This window comes from Mesorhizobium sp. WSM4820, assembly GCF_055811075.1.
In genome coordinates this window covers 56,428-75,163 of the sequence record NZ_JBVVQN010000023.1, presented here as the reverse complement: position 1 = coordinate 75,163, position 18,736 = coordinate 56,428, and the positions used below count along the sequence as shown (strand labels likewise).

At 59.0% G+C, this 18,736-nt stretch carries 15 protein-coding genes; 7 read left to right on the top strand and 8 right to left on the bottom strand.

Annotated features, from left to right (window positions below; all coding sequences use genetic code 11):
* Positions 1-22: 22 nt before the first annotated feature.
* The 5 genes from AC0L2R_RS28665 to virB11 are packed head-to-tail and all read left to right on the top strand — an operon-like array spanning position 23 to position 3,932.
* Positions 23-181, top strand: a complete 159-nt coding sequence (locus tag AC0L2R_RS28665; RefSeq protein WP_082982598.1) for a type IV secretion system lipoprotein VirB7 — start codon at positions 23-25, stop codon at positions 179-181.
* Positions 178-891 (top strand): type IV secretion system protein VirB8, encoded by a 714-nt coding sequence (locus AC0L2R_RS28660; protein ID WP_065010589.1) that lies wholly within the window; start codon positions 178-180, stop codon positions 889-891. Before AC0L2R_RS28665 ends, AC0L2R_RS28660 begins: the two co-directional genes overlap by 4 nt.
* A complete protein-coding gene (locus AC0L2R_RS28655; RefSeq protein ID WP_473512898.1) occupies positions 888-1,769 on the top strand; it encodes a TrbG/VirB9 family P-type conjugative transfer protein in 882 nt (293 codons plus the stop codon). Before AC0L2R_RS28660 ends, AC0L2R_RS28655 begins: the two co-directional genes overlap by 4 nt.
* Positions 1,766-2,908, top strand: coding sequence for a type IV secretion system protein VirB10 (gene virB10, locus AC0L2R_RS28650; protein WP_473512897.1), 1,143 nt, complete (start codon positions 1,766-1,768; stop codon positions 2,906-2,908). The genes AC0L2R_RS28655 and virB10 overlap by 4 nt, the downstream gene beginning before the upstream one ends.
* Positions 2,892-3,932: a P-type DNA transfer ATPase VirB11 gene (gene virB11, locus AC0L2R_RS28645; RefSeq protein ID WP_065010592.1), complete on the top strand. Its 1,041-nt coding sequence runs from the start codon at positions 2,892-2,894 to the stop codon at positions 3,930-3,932. The genes virB10 and virB11 overlap by 17 nt, the downstream gene beginning before the upstream one ends.
* A gap of 117 nt (positions 3,933-4,049) precedes the next feature.
* Here the strand turns inward: virB11 and AC0L2R_RS28640 are convergent, their stop codons facing one another.
* Together AC0L2R_RS28640 and AC0L2R_RS28635 are read right to left on the bottom strand one after the other, a co-directional pair.
* On the bottom strand, positions 4,050-6,569 hold the full coding sequence (locus AC0L2R_RS28640) for a two-component system VirA-like sensor kinase (protein ID WP_473512895.1): 2,520 nt from the start codon (positions 6,567-6,569) through the stop codon (positions 4,050-4,052).
* A gap of 1,058 nt (positions 6,570-7,627) precedes the next feature.
* Positions 7,628-8,782, bottom strand: coding sequence for a porin (locus AC0L2R_RS28635; RefSeq protein WP_065010595.1), 1,155 nt, complete (start codon positions 8,780-8,782; stop codon positions 7,628-7,630).
* Between the two features lie 894 nt (positions 8,783-9,676).
* Here AC0L2R_RS28635 and AC0L2R_RS28630 point away from each other — a divergent pair.
* Both AC0L2R_RS28630 and AC0L2R_RS28625 read left to right on the top strand, forming a co-directional pair.
* Positions 9,677-10,009 carry a helix-turn-helix domain-containing protein gene (locus AC0L2R_RS28630; RefSeq protein WP_065010596.1) on the top strand — a complete coding sequence of 111 codons (333 nt, stop codon included), beginning with the start codon at positions 9,677-9,679 and terminating at the stop codon, positions 10,007-10,009.
* Positions 10,006-11,298, top strand: a complete 1,293-nt coding sequence (locus AC0L2R_RS28625) for a type II toxin-antitoxin system HipA family toxin (protein WP_473512894.1) — start codon at positions 10,006-10,008, stop codon at positions 11,296-11,298. The genes AC0L2R_RS28630 and AC0L2R_RS28625 overlap by 4 nt, the downstream gene beginning before the upstream one ends.
* Before the next feature lie 479 nt (positions 11,299-11,777).
* Here the strand turns inward: AC0L2R_RS28625 and AC0L2R_RS28620 are convergent, their stop codons facing one another.
* The 6 genes from AC0L2R_RS28620 to bioB form a co-directional block, all read right to left on the bottom strand.
* Positions 11,778-13,424: an MFS transporter gene (locus AC0L2R_RS28620; RefSeq protein WP_473512892.1), complete on the bottom strand. Its 1,647-nt coding sequence runs from the start codon at positions 13,422-13,424 to the stop codon at positions 11,778-11,780.
* Between the two features lie 327 nt (positions 13,425-13,751).
* Positions 13,752-14,735: a beta-ketoacyl-ACP synthase III gene (locus AC0L2R_RS28615; RefSeq protein ID WP_473512891.1), complete on the bottom strand. Its 984-nt coding sequence runs from the start codon at positions 14,733-14,735 to the stop codon at positions 13,752-13,754.
* Positions 14,732-15,997 (bottom strand): adenosylmethionine--8-amino-7-oxononanoate transaminase, encoded by a 1,266-nt coding sequence (locus tag AC0L2R_RS28610; RefSeq protein ID WP_473512890.1) that lies wholly within the window; start codon positions 15,995-15,997, stop codon positions 14,732-14,734. The genes AC0L2R_RS28615 and AC0L2R_RS28610 overlap by 4 nt, the downstream gene beginning before the upstream one ends.
* On the bottom strand, positions 15,997-16,632 hold the full coding sequence (bioD, locus tag AC0L2R_RS28605) for a dethiobiotin synthase (protein ID WP_473512889.1): 636 nt from the start codon (positions 16,630-16,632) through the stop codon (positions 15,997-15,999). The genes AC0L2R_RS28610 and bioD overlap by 1 nt, the downstream gene beginning before the upstream one ends.
* Entirely contained in the window at positions 16,629-17,768 is a 1,140-nt protein-coding gene (locus tag AC0L2R_RS28600) for an 8-amino-7-oxononanoate synthase (protein ID WP_473512888.1), read from the bottom strand. The genes bioD and AC0L2R_RS28600 overlap by 4 nt, the downstream gene beginning before the upstream one ends.
* A complete protein-coding gene (gene bioB / locus AC0L2R_RS28595) occupies positions 17,765-18,733 on the bottom strand; it encodes a biotin synthase BioB (protein WP_473512913.1) in 969 nt (322 codons plus the stop codon). The genes AC0L2R_RS28600 and bioB overlap by 4 nt, the downstream gene beginning before the upstream one ends.
* Positions 18,734-18,736 lie beyond the last annotated feature (3 nt).

Here is an 18,736-nt window from a genome sequence, read left to right as displayed (position 1 = left end):
ATCGACAAGCGCGGTGCCAAAAATGAAACTTTATCTACTTTTGTCAATCCTCGCTTTGGCGGCCTGCAAGACAACCGACCGGCTTGCGACCTGCACGGGTGCGCCATTCCAACTGAACGTGGGACAATGGGAAACCACCCCTGAGGATCTTCAGGTCGAATGTGCGGAAGAGCCCAAGTGAAATTTCCTGAACATGCCCTTCTGGTGGAGAGAGAAACGCTAGCCGCCCACTACAAGAAGGTGGAAGCGTTTCAAACTTCACGAGCGAAGTCTGCGCGGCGCCTGTCAAAGGCCCTGATAGCCTTTGCCGCAGCGGCGGTCCTAGGAAATGTTGCCCAGGCATTTACCATCGCTGCCATGGTCCCGTTGGCCAAGCTCGTACCTGTGTTCCTCTGGGTACGGCCGGATGGGACCGTTGACAGCGAAGTGTCAATCTCTCGACTGCCGGCAACCCAAGATCGAGCCGTCATAAATGCTTCGCTGTGGGAATATGTACGCCTGCGCGAGGGCTACACAGCAGATACAGCCCAATATGCCTATGACCTCGTGTCCAGTTTCAGCGCACCGGCTGTGCAACAGCAATATCAAGATTTCTTCAACTATCCGAATCCCACCTCACCGCAAGTCACGGTCGGCAAGCGCGGCAAGCTCGAGGTCGGGCATATTTCCTCAAACGACATCAGTCCGGACGTTCAACAGATCCGATACAAGCGTACGCTTGTTGTCGATGGGCAGATGCCGATAGTGACCACCTGGACAGCTACCATCCGCTACGAGCGCTTGACGGGTCTGCCTGGCCAATCGAGACTCACCAATCCGGGAGGTCTACTCGTCACGTCCTATCAAGCCTCGGAAGATAGCGTATCGAACCTGGGCTATGCGCAGCCATGACAAAAAGAGCATTTCTCGCGCTGGCCTGTTCACTTTTCCTAACCATGGAAGCGTGCGCGGAAGACACGCCACTTGCCGGCAAGCATGATGCGCGAATGCGCTACCTGGCTTACCGTCCCGACGAAGTGGTGCGCCTATCGACCGCAGTGGGGGCAACGCTGGTTGTCACATTCGCGGCCAACGAGACCGTCGCAGCCGTGGCCGTTTCCAACAGCAAAGACCTGGCTGCGCTCCCGCGCGCCAACTATCTCTTTTTTAAGGCTAGCCGGATGCTCCCGCCGCAGCCGGTCGTCGTGCTGGCCGAGAGTGAGTCCGGTACACGGAGATACGTCTTCAGTATTTCAACGAAAGCGATGCCAAAACTCGATGAGCAGCAACCTGACCTATATTACAGTGTGCAGTTCACCTATCCTGCTGATGAGGCTGCTGCTCAGAGAAAGGAAGCAGAAAGGCGCTCGATTCTTGGTCAGGCCCGGGCGAAAGTGCTGCAAGACGAGAGAGTTCAGGATCTGTTGAATCGGCCCGCCGCAACTGCCAGTCCGGACGAAAGCAATTTCCACTACGTCGCAAAGGGCGATCGATCGCTGGCGCCGCTGGAAGTTTTCGATAATGGCTTTACGACCGTATTTGGCTTCGCAAGCAATTCCCGCATACCCTCCCTCTACGTTATCAATCCCGACGGCAAAGAAGCCGCTGCCAATTACACGGTCAAAGGGGACTATGTTGAAGTATCCGCAGTCGCCCGGGAATGGCGTCTGAGAGATGGCAATACGGTCTTGTCCATTTTCAACAGGGCTTATGATCCTGTGGGACGAGCGCCAGTGACCGGTACAGTGACACCCGACGTGTGGCGCGTTTTGAAAGGCTCGGGCCGATGAATGAAACCGGCCCACAGTCGGGACATGATGTCCATGCATCCGGATCGATGGTCTCGGAGCCGGCCCGCCGGCATGTTTCGGGATTGCAGAAGTTGGCCGTCGCTGCTCTTGTTCTCGTCTCATCTCTATCGCTCATCTGGCTCGGAGGTCGTCCCGGCACACAAGACGATCCGTCTCAGCCAAAACCGCCAATTGTCGCCAACGCCGAGCCATTCCGCCCTGTGCCAATTGAGATTGCTCCTGAACCTCCAGCACCCGTACAGGCGGCCCAGGCGGCAGATGCTGCGCCATCCACGCCGCCCCCACCGGCGCCAGCTGATCCGCCGCCCGAGGAAACGCCAATTTTCGCCTACAGTAGCAGCAGTCAAATGCCCAATGACGGTCAGCGGAACGAAGACAACCATAAGGATACTCCCGCGACCGCGGATGAGATTTCAAACGGTGGCGATCTGTCAGGCCGATTGAAGCCAGATATACAGGAGCCGAGCCGGGCCACACTTATGCCGCACCCTGATCTCGTGATTACTCAAGGAACGATCATTCCCTGCATTTTGCAAACGGCAGTCGACACAAATTTACCCGGCTATGTGAAGTGCGTCTTACCAAAAGACGTCCGCGGCGCCACCAACAATGTCGTGCTCTTGGATCGCGGGACGACCGTGATTGGCGAGATCCAGCGCGGTCTCCAGCAGGGGGATGCGCGTGTCTTCGTGCTGTGGACGCGCATCGAAACACCTGACCATGCCCTCGTTTCGATAGCATCGCCGGGCGCTGACGAGCTCGGCCGCTCCGGAATGCCTGGCACGGTGGACAATCACTTCTGGCAACGCTTTGGCGGAGCGATGCTCATGAGCGTCATCCAAGGCGCGTTTCAGGCGGCCGGTCAATACGCGGCCAGCTCTGGCGGAGGAAGCGGCATCAACAGCTTCCAGAGCAATGGTGGACAAGCCGTCGAGACGACACTGAGAGCGACGATCAACGTTCCGCCAACCCTGAAGAAAAACCAGGGAGATGCCGTATCCATCTTTGTGGCTCGGGACCTCGATTTCTCAGATGTATACGATCTTAGAGCGACTGCCGTGGCGCCAGCCCCCCAATATCGCAAACGCCGGAGAGACAACAATGCAATCGGAGGCTGATCCTCAATTGCGTTTGCTTCTCGAGCCCGTTCTGAAATGGCTTGAGGAGCCAAGGACCGAAGAGGTCGCTATCAACCGGCCTGGGGAAGCCTTTGTCCGACAGGCCGGCGTTTTCACGAAACATCCGCTGCCGCTGTCTTATGACGATCTGGAGGACATCGCGATCCTCGCTGGAGCGCTGCGCAAGCAAGATGTCGGACCGCAAAGCCCCCTCTGTGCGACTGAGCTGCCGAACGGAGAGCGGTTGCAGATCTGTTTGCCGCCCGCCGTTCCCTCAGGAACAATAAGCCTGACGATACGGCGTCCCTCAAGTCGTGTGACTGAACTCAAGGAAGTTTCTTCTCGCTACGAACACTCGCGTTGGAATCAATGGCGGTCACGAAAAGAGCGCCAGGAGCGGCAGGACGAAACGATTCTTCAGCACTACGACCATGGTGACTTGGAGCAATTTTTGCGGGCCTGCGTCTGCGGGCGGCTCACGATGCTGCTTTGCGGACCTACTGGAAGCGGCAAAACGACAATGAGCAAGACTTTGATCGATGCTATACCCCCCCAAGAGAGGTTGATCAGTATCGAGGACACGCTCGAGCTTGCAATCCCGCACGAGAATCATGTCCGGTTACTCTATCCGAAGGACCGAACAGGCTTAGGTGCGGTGACAGCCGAGCAACTGTTGCAGGCCAGCTTGCGCATGCGCCCTGATCGAATATTGCTCGGCGAGATGCGCGATGATGCTGCTTGGGCTTACCTTAGCGAAGTCGTCTCCGGCCATGCGGGATCAATATCAACCATCCACGGGGCTGATCCGGTCCAAGGCTTCAAGAAGCTCTTTTCACTCGTCAAGAGCAGCGCGCAAGGAGCCGCTGTGGAAGACCGCACGCTTCTTGACATGCTGTCGGCTGCCGTTGACGTCATTGTCCCGTTCAGTACCCAAGGCGAAGTGTATGAGGTGGGAGAAGTATGGCTCGCCGCTGATGCCCGGCGACGGGGAGAGACAGTAGCCGACCTTCTCAACAAGCACTAAGGTTGAAACAACGTCTCGGGATCGATAAGTCGGTGATGTGACGCGTCATTTTATTCTGCTTCGATGTCTTTTGAGAGGCCTTCCCGGATTGCTTGAGGCCCGAGCGAGCCGGCGGCATCATGCCATGATCATTGTACGAATTGCATGCTCCATTGTCCTGGACGAGACCGGCTTCGCTAGCCAAAGGACGAAGGCCTGATTATCAGATGTGACCGGCATGGGGTCGATTTCACCGACGACTATGACAGGCACCGTCATGAGGGTGGGGCATACGGATTCGGCCTGTCCTCGCTCGAGGAAAGGCATTTTACCCAAGATTAGCAGGTCAGCTGCTTTCCCGCTCTCGATCCAGCCGCAAAGACTTTCGAAGGTCGCGAAGCCGACCGGCTTATAACCCAGCGCGGCGACCTTGTCCTTGTAGATCTCCAACTCTGCTGGATCGGGCTCCACGACTGCAATGATTTCTCCGTTGCCGAGTGATCCCTCGTAGGGACCGAAAGCGATGTCAGCGCTGACTGGCTCCTCCTCGGAGGCCGGTAAGTAAATATCAAAGCGCGTACCTCGGCCAACAGCCGAGGTGACGTCAAGGCATCCTGCGAGCGCGCTCACGTGCCTGTCAACCGCGGCAAGACCCAGCCCGGTCCCGCCGACGCAAGAGCGCGTGGTAAAAAAGGGCTCAAAGACATGCGGAAGTATCGAACTTGCGATTCCTGGGCCATTGTCGCTGATGGAGATGAGAACGTAATCTCCAGGTCTCAAGGTTCCCTGAGCCAGCGGCTTGGTTTGGCACACCTGGGCGCGAGAAACGCTAACCTCGACACGGCCCTCGTTCAAGACAGCCTCCGACGCGTTCTTGCACAGGTTCATGAGAATCTGCTGTATCTCGGTTGGGCTGCCCTCGACCACCGTTTGCCACTCGTTGATCTTGAAGTTCAACTGAACATCGGCACGAACTGTGACCCGCAGCAATGGCGCAAGATCCATAAGAATTTCAGAGACATTGAAAGGCACTGCCACGCGCTGTCGGTTTCGGCTGAGTGACAAAATCTGGTCAACGATCAGCTTGGCTCGGTGTCCAGCTAAGATGATTTGATCGATGTGGTTACGAAGTCTTGAGGGACGACGCACAAGACTTTGGGCAATCTCTGAGTATCCAATTATTGCTCCTAAAATATTGTTGAATTCGTGTGTGGCGCCGCTTGCGATTGTGCCGACAGTCCTCAGCCTTTCCACATGCTCCCATCGACTCACCAGAAGGTCGCATTCCGCATTTACACGTTGCATTTCAAGATGGTTGCTTAAACGCACAATAGCATTGGCAAGAACCCGGAGGTCGTCTGCTGAGGGGAGTGAGCGATCTCCTTCAAAAACAAGGATGCAAACCACAGCCTGCTGATCGGAGGCCCGGCATCCAACAATTTGACACACACCGGAAGTGCCTATGGCGGTCCGAACCATTTCCGCCGCCGGAATGACGCGAAACACTGGCCGTCCGGGGCGGACAAGTGAAACGACTTGATCAATATGCGCGACGTTCCAGACGGGTATGCACGTGTTGGCCATAAAGCACTCGGTATGCCTGCTGAGACTCGGATCCACCAGAGCAAGCGCGCATTGATCCGCATCGAAAACGCGTTGAACGAGTCTAAGCGCTGCTTCGGCGGAAAAGCCCGCCGAGGCGTTCTTTGCTTTACTATCGTTGAAGCGAGCTTCGATCTCATTCAACGCCTCTTCAAGCTCCAACCGCCTTTTCAACCGGTTCGTCCGCAGATGCTGCCTGGAGGACCGAATGATCGCAAACAAGCAAAGGCATATGGACACCAAGCCAAAGAAAAGTCGCGTACGCTGCGCTTGCGCGTTGGCCAAGCTGTAGCCTTTCAGATGCTCTCGCTCCAGTTCGGCTGCCATGGAGAACGTGTCGAGGGATGCGATCTGATTGGCAGCTTCGTCCAACCTCCATAAAGAAGACAGGAAATTACCCAAAGCATCCGCGGCAGCTCGGGCCTGGTTCGGAGCAAATCGGTCGAGAGGCTGATCCATCTGTGATGCGAGGGTGAGCCCCGGTTCAGCCGAAAACACGATCAGCTTCGAAAGTTCAACCCTGCCCAAGGGTGCCCCCCCGAGGCGACCAATCGAGCGAGCAAGATCTGCGAGAGAGCTTTGCATAAGCTGATTTTGCTTGATCAAGGCTGAGATGGCAGCCTCTTTGTTTTCGATCGAGTTTATGAGCTGCGCGAGCAATTTGGATTGCCCGGAGCTCTCATCGGGCGAAACGTCGAGAGGGCGTTGCAAGTATTCACGATTCCTTTGCAATGCCTGTCCGGTAGAAGCAACCGAACGGTAGTCCAATGCCATATCGGTCCGAGCGCGGGCGACGTCGCGCCGGAGCAATGCATCGTTGATCTGAATCGTTCGCAGCTGGCTTAGGACCGCGTCGTTGATCTGGGGCCCCTGCGTCCCGACCAAGAGCGCAATCGAGGCAGCTAGGGCGATTACAATTGCTTTGTCGGAACTGAGCCATGTTCCCCAAGGAAACGGCGTTTGATCCGTGGTGCACGCCTTGCGAAGGTCCGACCTGAATTCCAGCTCCTTATAGGTTCGGTATGCGGCCGGATTTTGCTGGAACAGGAAAGCCACGCCTACCTCTCCCCTTATGAGGACGGTTTAACACCGTTGCCAAACTTGGTCTTGGTCCGCTTCCAGGACGAGATGAGCTCCCAAAGCCTCCGCGACGCGGAGCACATCCTCACGATCTTGGAAGCAGATGAATATAGCTCGCAGGCGGTGCTTCGACCCCTCACGACGGCAGGGGCCTCAGCTGAGCCGTGCTCGCCGACCACATGCGGTTTGTAGCAGCTATAATCAGGTAGATGGTCCCAGCTATCTGGCTGAATCCGTGCTCATTGTCTCCACGACCGCCGATTGCCGTTCGATTGCTGATCACATGGTCGACCTCACCGGAGATCGCCTCGGCACCCGGGCCACACTGGACAAACATTCCATGCAACTACTCCGATGGCGCCCACCACGCCAAGTGACGCTTCATATTCATCATCGGACAGCCAGAAAAATCGATTGCTTCGATAAAGAACATCCACGACATGGATGCAATCACGCACAATTTGCGGTGCTGCTGAGGACGCCGGCTCGATCCGCCATATCTCGGCGTCAAATCACGCGCCGGAGAACTAGGCAACGTAGCACCACCGTGGACTAAAGATCGAGCTTATGCTGTCACGCGTTCCGTTCGATCAGGACCAAAGGCTTGCGCGCCTCTGGACGGTCCGCTGCGACTCAGACACTAGTCCTTCAAGATGACCCAAACAGAACAAGAATCTTACTGAACCGAACTGATTTTGCAATGACGGTCGTTCTGAACCACTGAGGAAACTTGACGAATGCCTGGACGAAGCTTCCAGGCATTTCTCAGCCGTTCTTGCCGTGCCTCCGAAGCTCTCGATCTCGAGCGCTCATCGCAATGAGGGTAGCACAACAGGGATGCAGATGGGGCCGAGAGACATGTCCTGGACGAGTTATTCAGTGGAATTGCTAAGCGCTCTATGGAAGCCTCGCTGATCAGGCTATGAAGTCCGGCAACCAATGTCCGGGCATGATCGTCCGGAACCACATCTTGAACATCGTAAAGCCAGACACCGAGGCCTCCAGTCGGGCCTCCGACATTCAGGTTCGCTCCGTTAGAACGAGCTTTGGAATCGCAGCACGCCGCCGAGGCTGTTCCTTTTGCCGACATGAGCCGGGTTCATTCCGGAACGGTCGACGGCAGCGAACTTGGCGTAATGGGCATAATCGACTTCGGCTGTGACTGTGAAACCTGGAATGACCATATAGGCGACGTTTGCAGCCAGTCCTGAGTCCCTGAGCTGATCACCCGAGACCTGAAGGTTGAACGAAGTTTTCTCGGTTAACGTGTAAGTGGCGCCCGCCCAGAAAGCCCAATTGCCGCTCCAAATTTTGTAGATGCCGCGACCGTGAGCGGCGACCGCGTTGGTTGGGTCATCGTTGAGATTGCCAATGGAGCCGTAGCCGAACATTCCGAATAGCGACAGGTCATCTGTGACATTGACATCGACTCGGAGCTTGCCGGCCAAAGCTTCGTAGTCGCTGTCACGAGCGATTACGCCGGTGATCGCGCCCCAGCCCTGCGTCTGTTTCACGCCGAAGACGACGTGCGGAACATGGCTGTCGATAGTACCGACTACACCCGACCCTTGTTCAAGTGAAACCAGAGCCGAAAAGCCGTTATCGGCATCGAAGTAATACTGAGCCACGTTGGTATCGAAATCGCCGTACGGAACGAGTACGTTATTGAGCACGTTTCCGGCGTAGCCTGTAAACGTGTCGAAGGCCGAATCGTCCTTGCCAACTCGGAGGCCACCAAGCTGGATCCAGGCGGAAGTCAACTTGACGCCGCTGTTGAAGATATAGTTGTGAGGGCTTTCCGGACCCGGATAAGCGTTGTGGTTGCCGAAGTTCACGCGAGTTTCAGTATAGGTCTTCAGTGCGCCTAGTTCGGTCTCCTGGCGCGTCCAAGTTTTGAACGTGAAACGCGTGTTGTTTCGCCAGGTGCCCTGAGCCTCGCCAGTTCTCACATCGGAGGTTCTTATCCCGTCATACGATCGGACATCGCTGAGGCCGACGTCGTAACGGATGTAGCCGCCGATGCGCACGCAGGTCTCGGTGTCGGGGATATGGAAGTAGCCCGAACCGTAGACGTCGCAGATCTTGACGTATTCGGTCGGAGCCGGCGCGGAGACTTCGTCCGTCGCGCGAGCGACGGAAACGGAGATCAGGGCCGCAACTGAGCCGAGAAGAAGGCTGCTTACGTTCATTCTGGATCTCCAGTTCAAAGAATAAAAGGCGGACGCGTCAAAGGGCGAACCGGCGGCCTATCCCAGGACCAAAAACATGTGCATCTCGCTTCTCTTTGAGGAATGCGCGATACTAAGTTGACTAGAGGAGTTCCGGTGTGAGTAAGCCAAGTGATACTTGTACTGTGCTTTATCGCAGTTCGATTTATGGAAGAAACAACTGTGGTTGGCTACCAACTGCCCGAACGAGGTGAGATTCGACCTCCGTCCGGATCCAAGAAAGGCAAAATCGCCTATTGCCTTGCCGCGCTTCCCACAACCGTTCCTCAAATTCTTTCAGTACACCGGGGGTTCAGCATTTCTGAACCAATATTCATCTCCGTTAGTTGTGGGTTGGCCGTCGGCGTTCGATGCGGAGCAGCAAGCGACGTGCCATCCTGAAGAGGTAGCTCCGCGCTGACACTTGAATTGGCCGGCGCAACTTCGTCGCGCTCCCTTCTTTTTGCTTTTTGGGGGTCAGGCTGAGCACCGAGCAGACGTTTTGGGACAGGCTCGTATGTTCGATATGTGACACTTTCGTGCGATACCGACAGCACCTGTTTGTTGTGAAGCTCGGGTCGAGACAGCATGCGGCGGCGCCGCTCGGTACGTCAGGCGGGAGCCCCGCTGCAGCACACATCTGGATCGTGCCAAGGATGGCCCGTTTCGTTTTGCAGCGGCGCAATCGTTCACACCCCCGTGCGACTCACCTAGCGCCCATTGCGGATCGGATGGATGCTGCTCACGAGAGTAGTGTGGTTGGTTGCAGGGCCACCGCCTTGTCGATCGGTCAAACAGGCAAACTCTCGACAGATCACGGTTTAGGTCTTATACAAGCGCCCTAGAATGAGTTAAGGTCGTTTGTATGAGACAAACATGCGCTCAACAGTGACAGATACATTGCCTCCCAGAGTCAAGAGGGCGCTTGGCAAGCTCGGCGCCGACATTGCGCTCGCCCGTAAGAAGCGCAGCCTGACCGTGATGATGATGGCGGAACGACTGGGTGTCGCAAAGAGCACCTATCTGAAGATCGAAAAAGGAGACCCGACTGTCGCTATGGGGGCCTACGCCATGACCTTTTTCGTTTTGGGCTTTGATGAGGCTTTGGCGCAGATCATCGACGCACATCGCGATGAGCAAGGCCTGCTCCTCGACGCCGAACGTTTGCCCAAGAGGGTAAGGGTGCGGAAGCCACCGGGTGCAATATGAGACGTTCTATTGCTGTTCACATTGGCGAAGAAGCGATGCCACTGGGTACGTTGCGCTATGATCAGCAGGGTGCGCGCGAGAGCGCTGCCTTTGAATATGATGGAGGTTGGCTGAGAGCAGCGGAAGGCTTCTCGATCGAACCCGGTCTGCCACTCGTTACTGGCCCTCAATTCCATCGAAAGACCGGCGACGGATCCGTGTTCCACAACGCGATCGCTGACACGGAGCCGGACGGATGGGGCCGGCGTGTCATCCAGCGCGACCACGCCAAGCGTCGCCAAGAGGTGCGCCGGGCGGGAAATGTCGCCGAAACGCGGCCTCTGAACGCGATGGATTACCTCTTGGCAGTGGACGACATGAGCCGCATTGGTGCGCTCCGGTTGAAGGACGAAGAAGGGCGTTACCAAAGAACGACCGAGGAGGGTCGACGCACTACGCCGCCGCTCATTGAAATCGGTCAACTCCTCGCAGCCACGCACGCCGTCGAGACGAACACCGAGACGGCAACGGATCTCGCCTATTTGCGTGGACGTGGCACGTCTCTTGGGGGCCTTCGTCCGAAATGCTCTGTCGTCGACGATGACGGACGCCTCGCTATCGGTAAGTTTCCGAGCGTTGCCGATGATCGATCTGTCACAAAAGGCGAAGTGCTCGCTATGAATTTGGCCAGAAAAGCCGGCGTGGATGCTGCTGAGACACGTCTGCTCGACAGCGACGGCGCCCCTGTCGCGCTCATACGGCGTTTCGATAGGACTCCGAACGGCAATCGACTCATGTATATCTCGGCCGCCACGATGATCGGCGCAGAGTCAGGGGACGTTGGCGAGCATAGCTATACTGAACTCGTGGATGTGCTTCGTCAGCACGGCAGCCAGCCAGCAGCCAACATCGAAGAGCTTTGGCGGCGCATCGCGTTCTCGATCCTTATCACCAATGTCGATGACCACCTCCACAATCACGGCTTTCTCCATGTGCATCGCGGGCAATGGCGCCTGGCGCCTGCATTCGACATCAACCCGTTCCCTGAGCGCGTGCGAGAGCTGAAAACCTGGATATCCGAAGAAACTGGGCCCGAAGCGACTGTCGACGCACTGATGTCGGTAATCGCTTATTTCCGGATCAGGAGCGATCGAGCGAAGACGATACTCGCAGAAGTCGAAAAGGCGGTCGCGTCATGGCGGGAGGAGGGGCGGGCGCTTGGGATGACCCCCCAAGAACTCGATAGCTTCACCGACGCGTTCGAACATCGGGAACGGCAAGCCGCCCAAAGGCGCAGCAATGATCCCTGAAAGCTCGCCGTTCGCGGTTAAGATGGCGTCCTGCAAGGGCGTCAAGGCGACTGGTGCTCCGTCGCCCACCCTCACTCCATGTCCGGCGCCGAAAGGTCGAGCGCCAGCGCCGTCTTCGAACAGGCCTGGTTCCGGCTGGCCCAGCGCCAGCCGGTAGCGAGTCAGATCCTCCTCTGCCAGTCTCTGAGCCGCACAGCGCTGCTCAAGCGCACGTCGAACGTGATGCTGATCGGCTTGTGCGCAGGCGCGACCACCAGCGCTCGAAACCGATGCCCTCCTTCTTGCCGTCGCGCGCCGCATCGAAGATGGCCCAGAACGGACCGTTCCTGCCCCCGGCCTCGAGCCCCGCGGCGGCATGGGTATTCGCGAGAGAGCGCCGGACGCATAGGCTCCGCGTACTGGGATGCGGCCTTCGCGCTGCTTCAAGTCGACCGGCGCGGCAGATCCCAATGCGCGATGCGATCGCTTTCGTGATCACGTCACCTCGGAGGACGAGAAAAGATTGTCGAGGCACGGGTACGAGCTGCCTCAGTCGTTCGTTCGATCGAAAGCACTGTTTGCGGAGGACGCTCTCCATCATGCAGTGCCAGGAGACGCTGGCCGACTTCCTTGTCCGCTGCCGTGAGCCGATGATTCAGGCGAAGAAAGTCCATCCAGGTTGGCGTGCGGAATGTCTCTGTCCAAATCGAAGGCGTTTGAAGATTTCGCTGGAGTGTCCAGTTTCGCGCACCGGCACGGCTCTGAACATGGCGCCTTGCGCGCATGTAGCCCAGAAAGGTCTCGATATTCTCTTCGGCTATAAGATACTCGACCTTGACGACTATGGGGCCACTCCTCGGCTTCAACTCGAGTGCCAGCTCCGGCGGGTGAAAATCCGAACTTTCCTGATCCGCTTCTTCCCATGGACGGACCGGGAACAGTATACCCGCAGCTGCAACCAGCAACAGAGCGCCTGCGGCGCCCTCCAGAGCCCAGGCTAAGGAGTAGTCCTGTGCGACAGTACCCCAGATCCAGCTGCCGGCCGCCATACCCCCTGCGCTCAGGGCGTAGTATATCGACAGTGTGCGGCCGACGACCCACCTTGGGCTTGCCAGCTGCACCGACACGTCGATGCCGGTCCAGGTGATAAGCCAACCCGCGCCACCAAGTGCCAGCGAAATGGCCGCCACGGCGACCGAGGATGTGAGTGCAAGGGAAAGGCAACATGCTGCACAAGCAACAGAGGCGAACGATACCAGCCTGTTTTGAGACGTGATCCGCCTTAAAAAGCTATTGCTCATGCCCGCGACGAAAGCACCCATGCCGAAGCCGGCCAGCAAGATGCCGTAGACGATTGGGCCGCTTTTCAGCTGATCCCGGACGACTAGTGGGAGTAGCGCAAGTATGGAGATGCTTGCCAGCCCGAAAAAGGTTGCACGGGCAATCGCTGCCCTGATCTCCAAGGACAATACCGTGAAGCGCACTCCGTCATGAATTGCCATCGTCATTCGCTCACGAGGGAGAGGCGAAGTGCGAACCTTCCATTTGGTACGCCATATCGCGCCGAGAGGGACCAGATCGCTCAGCGCGGCCAGGGCGAAAGCGGCGAGCGGCCCAAAGAAGGCCAGCATCGTCCCACCCAAAGCGGGTCCTATGCTGCGTATGATGTTATATCCGACAGACATCAGCGTCACTGCGGCCGGAATGTCGCGCTTGTCCAAGATATCGCCGACCGAGGCATGCCAGGCCGGATCATTCAGAGCGAAGCCGCAGCCAGCCAGAAAGCCCAATCCAAGTAGGAGCCAGGGATCGACAAATCCCAGGCCCACCGAAATCATCAGCGTCGTCGATGCCAAGGCTATCAGGAAGTGCCCCGCAAACATCACCCATCGGCGGCTGAAGTTGTCGGCGATGGCTCCGGCAAGAATTGAGAGGAAGAATACCGGCAATGTGGATGCGGCCTGCACGAGTGCAACCATCAGATCCGAAGCGGAAATCGTGGCCATCAGCCAACTGATGGCCACCGTTTGCACGAGCCACCCGAGGCTGGATATTTGTGTGGCCGTCCAGATCGAGCGAAACACCGGGTTCCGAAATGGAGCCAGCGTTGTTGAGACAGGCAGATGAGCATTTTTTTCGGACTGCATGACGGTTGATGCCTTCGAGGGGCCGGTTATTCAATTCACGGCTGCCACTACTGCCGTTACGATGTTGGCCAATAAGGGCCGACATATCGAGGATGACTTCATCGCAATGAGGAGTTGGATACCTCCGCTCTCTAGACTGGCGCAAACCACTCCTCGCCCAGCAAGGTAGCCTTGCCGATCGTCCTGCTCGAGAAAATCGTCTGCAGGGTTTTCGCTCTCGCGTCACCGAACCAGCGCCCATGCAGCTTGCCGGCGACTATTTTTTTCGCATTGGGCCCGTTTTGCTAGTGTCATTCGTGACAAATCCTGTGCATGGCCGTCGTACCGCTAAATTCCGAGGATGAGGGCGCCTCCGGTGAGACCGGCACCCGCCGCCGCAAGGAGAACCTTTTCGCCCGGCCGAAACGGCTGCGCCCGATGCGAAAGCGAGAGCGAGAGCGGGATGGTCGCGGCGGAAGAGTTGCCGTACTCGGCGATCGTCTTGACGATTGCTTCATCGGCGATTCCGAGGTTCCTCCCGACCACATCGAAAATGCGGGCATTGGCCTGGTGTGGCACGAACCTGTCGATGTCTTGCGACCGCATTCGGGCAGCAGAGAGCGCGTCCTGCGAGCAGCGAGACATCATCTCCACGGCCTTGGCGAACACTTCGCGGCCGTTGGCGATCGTCATCCGGGTCTGCCCGAGGTCCATGCCGCCGTGGAACGGTGTGTTGCTTCCTCCGGCGGGAATCTGGATCAGCCCATAGCGCGAGCCGTCCGAAGCCAACGCGGCACCGAGAATGCCCCGATCCGGCTCTTCGCACGGGGCAATCACCACGGCGCCGGCGGCATCGGCAAACAGCACCGCGCTTGCGCGCTCGACTGGATTGATGCGGCGACTGAGGATGTTGGCGGCGATGACCAAGGTCGCTTTGCCATGGAGGCGGGTGAATCCGTCCGCAAACATCAGGGCATAGATGAAGCCGGCGCAGGCGCCTGTGAGATCAATCGCACCGGCGCGGCCTAAGCCCAGGCGATGTGCTATCAGCGGCGCGCTGGGCGGCAGAAGGTGATCGGGCGTCGAGGTGGCGAGTAACAGCAGGCCGATGTCGCCACGGTCGAGGCCGGAATTCGCCAGTGCCATGTCACCGGCGTGCGCGGCAAGGCCCGACAGCGTATCCTGGTCGGTTGCCCAGAAGCGCGAGCGAATTCCGGTGCGCTGCTCGATCCAGCCGGGTTCGAGCCCGAGACGATCTTCGATTTCCTGGTTCTCCACCTTTCGCGCCGGCGCATGATCTCCAAACCCGAGAAAGCGCGACGATCTGCTCATGCGCTCGGACCGAAGCGTTCGCCGGCCTCCTCGATGGCGTCATAGAGCCGGTCGAGCTCCTCGCCGGTGATGCAATAGGGCGGAAGGAGATAGAGCACATTGCCGAGCGGGCGCACGAGCAGGCCGCGCTCGAGGAAGAAAGCGCGCAGCTTTGGTCCGATCTCGGCCAGATAGCCGGCCGAGCCGGCGCGCAGATCGAGAGCTGCGATCGTGCCGGTCGCCCGGCAATCTGTGAAGTTGGCATTGTTGCGAAAGCGTCGAAGCCCGACGGCCTGCCCGGCGCTCAAGGCCGCAATCCGCTCGGCCACCGGCTCGTCCCGCCAGATCTCGACATTGGCGAGTGCTGCCGCGCAAGCGATCGGATTGGCGGTGTAGGAGCTCGAGTGGAAAAAGGTCTTCTGCCGATCTTCGGAGTAATGGGCCTGGAAGATGGCTTCGGTCGCGAGTGTGGCCGCCAGTGGGATCGCGCCTCCGCTCAAGCCCTTCGAGGTGCATAGTATGTCCGGAGAGATCAGCGCCTGCTCGCAGGCGAACGTGCTTCCGGTGCGCCCCCAGCCGGTCATCACCTCGTCGGCGATCAGCAGGGTGCCGGAGGCCTCAGTGATCTTTTTCAATTCGGCCAGAACCCAGGCCGGATACATCAACATGCCGCCGGCGCCGAGCACCAGCGGCTCGACGATCAGCGCGGCGGCGCGGCGGTCGCGCGAGAAAGCCTCGAATCTATCCAGCGTTTCCTGCTCGCGCCCTGCGGCCGGAAACGGAATGGTGTCGACCTCGAACAGCAGGGGTTCGTAGGCGGCGTTAAACACGCCGCGGGCTCCGACGCTCATCGTGCCGATCGTGTCGCCATGATAGCTGTGTTCCATGACGACGATGCGCGAACGCGGCGCGCCGATGTTGCGGTGATAGCCGAGCGCCATCTTCAGCGCGACTTCGACGGACATGGATCCGCTGTCGGAATAGAAGACCCAGTCGAGGCCTGCCGGCACTATTTCGATCAGGGCGGAGGCCAATTGCTCTGCCGGCTGATGGGTGAGACCGGCGAAGATCACCTGGTCGAGCATCTCAGTCGCATTCCGGATTGCTTCCATGATCCGTGGATGGCGGTGTCCGTGGGTGACCACCCACCAGGAGGAGATTGCATCGAGGATATGCCTTCCGTCATTCGTCTCTAGCCAAGCCCCTTCCGTGCGGACAACGGACGGCATGGCCGGCTCGATCGCGTGCTGGGTGAATGGATGCCAGACCGGCGACCGCGACATCATTCGCCTCCGGCAATCTTGGCGAGGTCGAAGCCGGCAAACATCGCCTTCCGCAGAGTTTCGCGCGTCAACGGAACGAGGTGTGGCAGCCTGCCGAGCTGACCCACCGCGCCGAATTCGGTGATTGTCCTTTGCGTATCGGCTACCTCTTCGCCGATGAAGGCGATGCCGATCAGCGGGATGGAGCGAGCCCGCAGGGCTTCGATCGACAGCAGAGTGTGGTTGATCGTGCCGAGCTCGGTGCGGGCGCACAGAATGACCGGCAGTTGCCATTCAGCGAAGATGTCAATAAATCTTGTCTGTCGGTTGATCGGCACCATCAGTCCGCCAGCGCCTTCGATGACGAGCGGTGTCGGCAGGACCGGATATGCAAGATCGGCAGCGTCAATCGAGACGCCGTCAATTTCGGCTGAACGATGCGGCGACAGCGGGCTCTTCAAGCGGTGAGCTTCCGGCAGCACGCGCCCTGACGGCAGGCCGGCGAGCCGTTCAACCGCCTCACTGTCGGTCTCCTCATCGAGACCCGATTGCACCGGCTTCCAGTAAAAGCCGTCGAGCAGCCCGGCGAGCCCAGCCGAAAACACGGTCTTCCCTATTCCCGTGTCCGTTCCGGTGACGACGATACGCGTGGTCATCCCGTGCCTAACACCTCGACGAGCGTCTCGACCATGGCCGAAATGTCAGGCTTGCCGACATTCAGCGTCAGCGAAATGCGCAGCCGCGACGTGCCCTCCGGCACGGTCGGCGGGCGAATGCCGCGTATGTCGAAGCCGCGGGCCTGCAGTGCCGCCGCTATCACCATGGTGCGGCTGACATCGCCAATGACAAGTGGCTGGATCTGCGAGCCGCTGCGCGCCACGCCACAGCGCTCGGCCAGTTGGCGGCCCGCGAAGGCAATGTACTCATGCAGCTGAACGCGGCGAATCGGCTCGTCGATCAGGATTGCGAGCGCTTCGCGCGCCGCCACCGCCATTAGCGGCGATGGCGCGGTGGCGTAGATAAAGGGCCGGCAGCGGTTGACAATATAGTCGCACAGCACTCCCGGCCCAGTGACGAGTGCGCCGGATGCGCCGAGCGCCTTGCCGCATGTGTGGAGCGCGACAATGTTGTCGCGGCCCTCGAAAGCGGCGGCCAGCCCCCGGCCGTCCGGACCCCAGACGCCGGTGGCATGTGCCTCGTCGACCACTATGAATGCCTCGTACCGATCGGCAAGCCCGACCAGGCTCTCCATCGGCGCCCAGTCGCCATCCATGCTATACAGGCTTTCGACTGCGATCCAGATATGCCCCATGCCACCTTCGGCGCGCCAGCGCCTGATCGCGTCCTCAAAAGCATCTATGTCGTTGTGCGTGGCCGGCCTGAACTCGGCGCGTCCAGCCCGCGCCCCTTCATGCATGCTGGCATGCGCGAGTTCGTCGAGGATCAGCAGGTCGCCCTTCTGCGGCAGGGCGCTCAGCAGGGCGAAGTTGGCGATGTAGCCGCTGCCGAAGAACAGCGCCCGTTCGGCCCCGAAGAACGCCGCCGCATCTGCCTCCAACGCCTCATGCTCCGGCGCGTTGCCGCGCAGGAGCCGCGATCCGGTAGCGCCGACCGGGGTGCCCCCCTCGATTGCCGCCCCGACTGCATCGCCAAGTCTCTTCGACGCAGCAAGCCCGAGATAATCGTTGGACGAGAAGTCGAGCCCGGCGCGCGGCGCCAGCGTCCGCAGCCGGCCCTTGCGTGCCAGACCCTGCAAGGTTGCTTCATAGCGGGCAAGCGGCGGCTCGTTCATCTTGCCTCGCCTGGCATCGGCTCTATGCCGAGACGCCTAAATAGACGATTATCCTTGTCCTCGCCCGGATTGTCCGCCGTCAGCAGCATGTCGCCGACAAAGATCGAATTGGCGCCGGCAAAGAAGCACAGCGCCTGCGTTTCATCGCTCATCGCCGTCCTGCCGGCGGAGAGCCTTACATAGGACTTCGGCATCATTATGCGGGCGAGCGCAATGATGCGGACGAATTCGATAGGATCGATGGGCTCGGCCTCGGCAAGCGGCGTGCCTTCGATGGGGATGAGCATGTTGATCGGCACGCTTTCCGGCGGCTCGGGCAGGTTCGCGAGTGTGACCAGCATGTCGATGCGATCGGCCTTTTCCTCTCCCATCCCGACAATGCCGCCGCAGCAGACCTTCATGCCAACCTCGCGCACGTGCCCAAGTGTTTCCAGCCGGTCGGCAAAGGTCCTGGTTGAAACAACCTCGCCGTAATAGCGCTCGGACGTGTCGATGTTGTGGTTGTAGTAGTCGAGACCGGCCGCCTTCAGGCGCTGCGCCTGACTGAGGTCCAGCATTCCAAGCGTCATGCAGGTCTCCATGCCGAGCGCCTTCACGCCTTCGATCATGGCGACCACGGAGCCCATGTCGCGTTCCTTCGGACTGCGCCATGCGGCGCCCATGCAATAGCGGGTGGCGCCGGCGTCCCGCGCCTTGATCGCTTCGGCAATGACACGCTCCACCTCCATCAGCTTGGATGCCTTCAGGCCGGTTTTGTTATGCGTAGACTGGCTGCAATAGCCGCAATCCTCCGGGCATCCGCCGGTCTTGATGCTGAGCAGCCGGGACAGCTGCACCCGGTTGCGATCGAAGTTCTGGCGGTGGATTGTCTGAGCCAGGAAGAGCAGGTCATTGAACGGCATCCCGTGGATAGCCTCGGCCTCTTTGCGGTTCCATCGGGATAGTGCCCCCTCGATCGATTGCATCGC

What these genes read in the sequence shown, in the direction of transcription:
- AC0L2R_RS28665 (WP_082982598.1), top strand. Translation starts at nt 23, where the DNA reads ATGAAACTTTATCTACTTTTGTCAATCCTCGCTTTGGCGGCCTGCAAG.
- AC0L2R_RS28655 (WP_473512898.1), top strand. Translation starts at nt 888, where the DNA reads ATGACAAAAAGAGCATTTCTCGCGCTGGCCTGTTCACTTTTCCTAACC.
- virB10 (WP_473512897.1), top strand. Translation starts at nt 1,766, where the DNA reads ATGAATGAAACCGGCCCACAGTCGGGACATGATGTCCATGCATCCGGA.
- virB11 (WP_065010592.1), top strand. Translation starts at nt 2,892, where the DNA reads ATGCAATCGGAGGCTGATCCTCAATTGCGTTTGCTTCTCGAGCCCGTT.
- AC0L2R_RS28635 (WP_065010595.1), bottom strand. Translation starts at nt 8,782, where the DNA reads ATGAACGTAAGCAGCCTTCTTCTCGGCTCAGTTGCGGCCCTGATCTCC.
- AC0L2R_RS28630 (WP_065010596.1), top strand. Translation starts at nt 9,677, where the DNA reads ATGCGCTCAACAGTGACAGATACATTGCCTCCCAGAGTCAAGAGGGCG.
- AC0L2R_RS28625 (WP_473512894.1), top strand. Translation starts at nt 10,006, where the DNA reads ATGAGACGTTCTATTGCTGTTCACATTGGCGAAGAAGCGATGCCACTG.
- AC0L2R_RS28620 (WP_473512892.1), bottom strand. Translation starts at nt 13,424, where the DNA reads ATGCAGTCCGAAAAAAATGCTCATCTGCCTGTCTCAACAACGCTGGCT.
- AC0L2R_RS28615 (WP_473512891.1), bottom strand. Translation starts at nt 14,735, where the DNA reads ATGAGCAGATCGTCGCGCTTTCTCGGGTTTGGAGATCATGCGCCGGCG.
- AC0L2R_RS28610 (WP_473512890.1), bottom strand. Translation starts at nt 15,997, where the DNA reads ATGTCGCGGTCGCCGGTCTGGCATCCATTCACCCAGCACGCGATCGAG.
- bioD (WP_473512889.1), bottom strand. Translation starts at nt 16,632, where the DNA reads ATGACCACGCGTATCGTCGTCACCGGAACGGACACGGGAATAGGGAAG.
- AC0L2R_RS28600 (WP_473512888.1), bottom strand. Translation starts at nt 17,768, where the DNA reads ATGAACGAGCCGCCGCTTGCCCGCTATGAAGCAACCTTGCAGGGTCTG.
- bioB (WP_473512913.1), bottom strand. Translation starts at nt 18,733, where the DNA reads ATGCAATCGATCGAGGGGGCACTATCCCGATGGAACCGCAAAGAGGCC.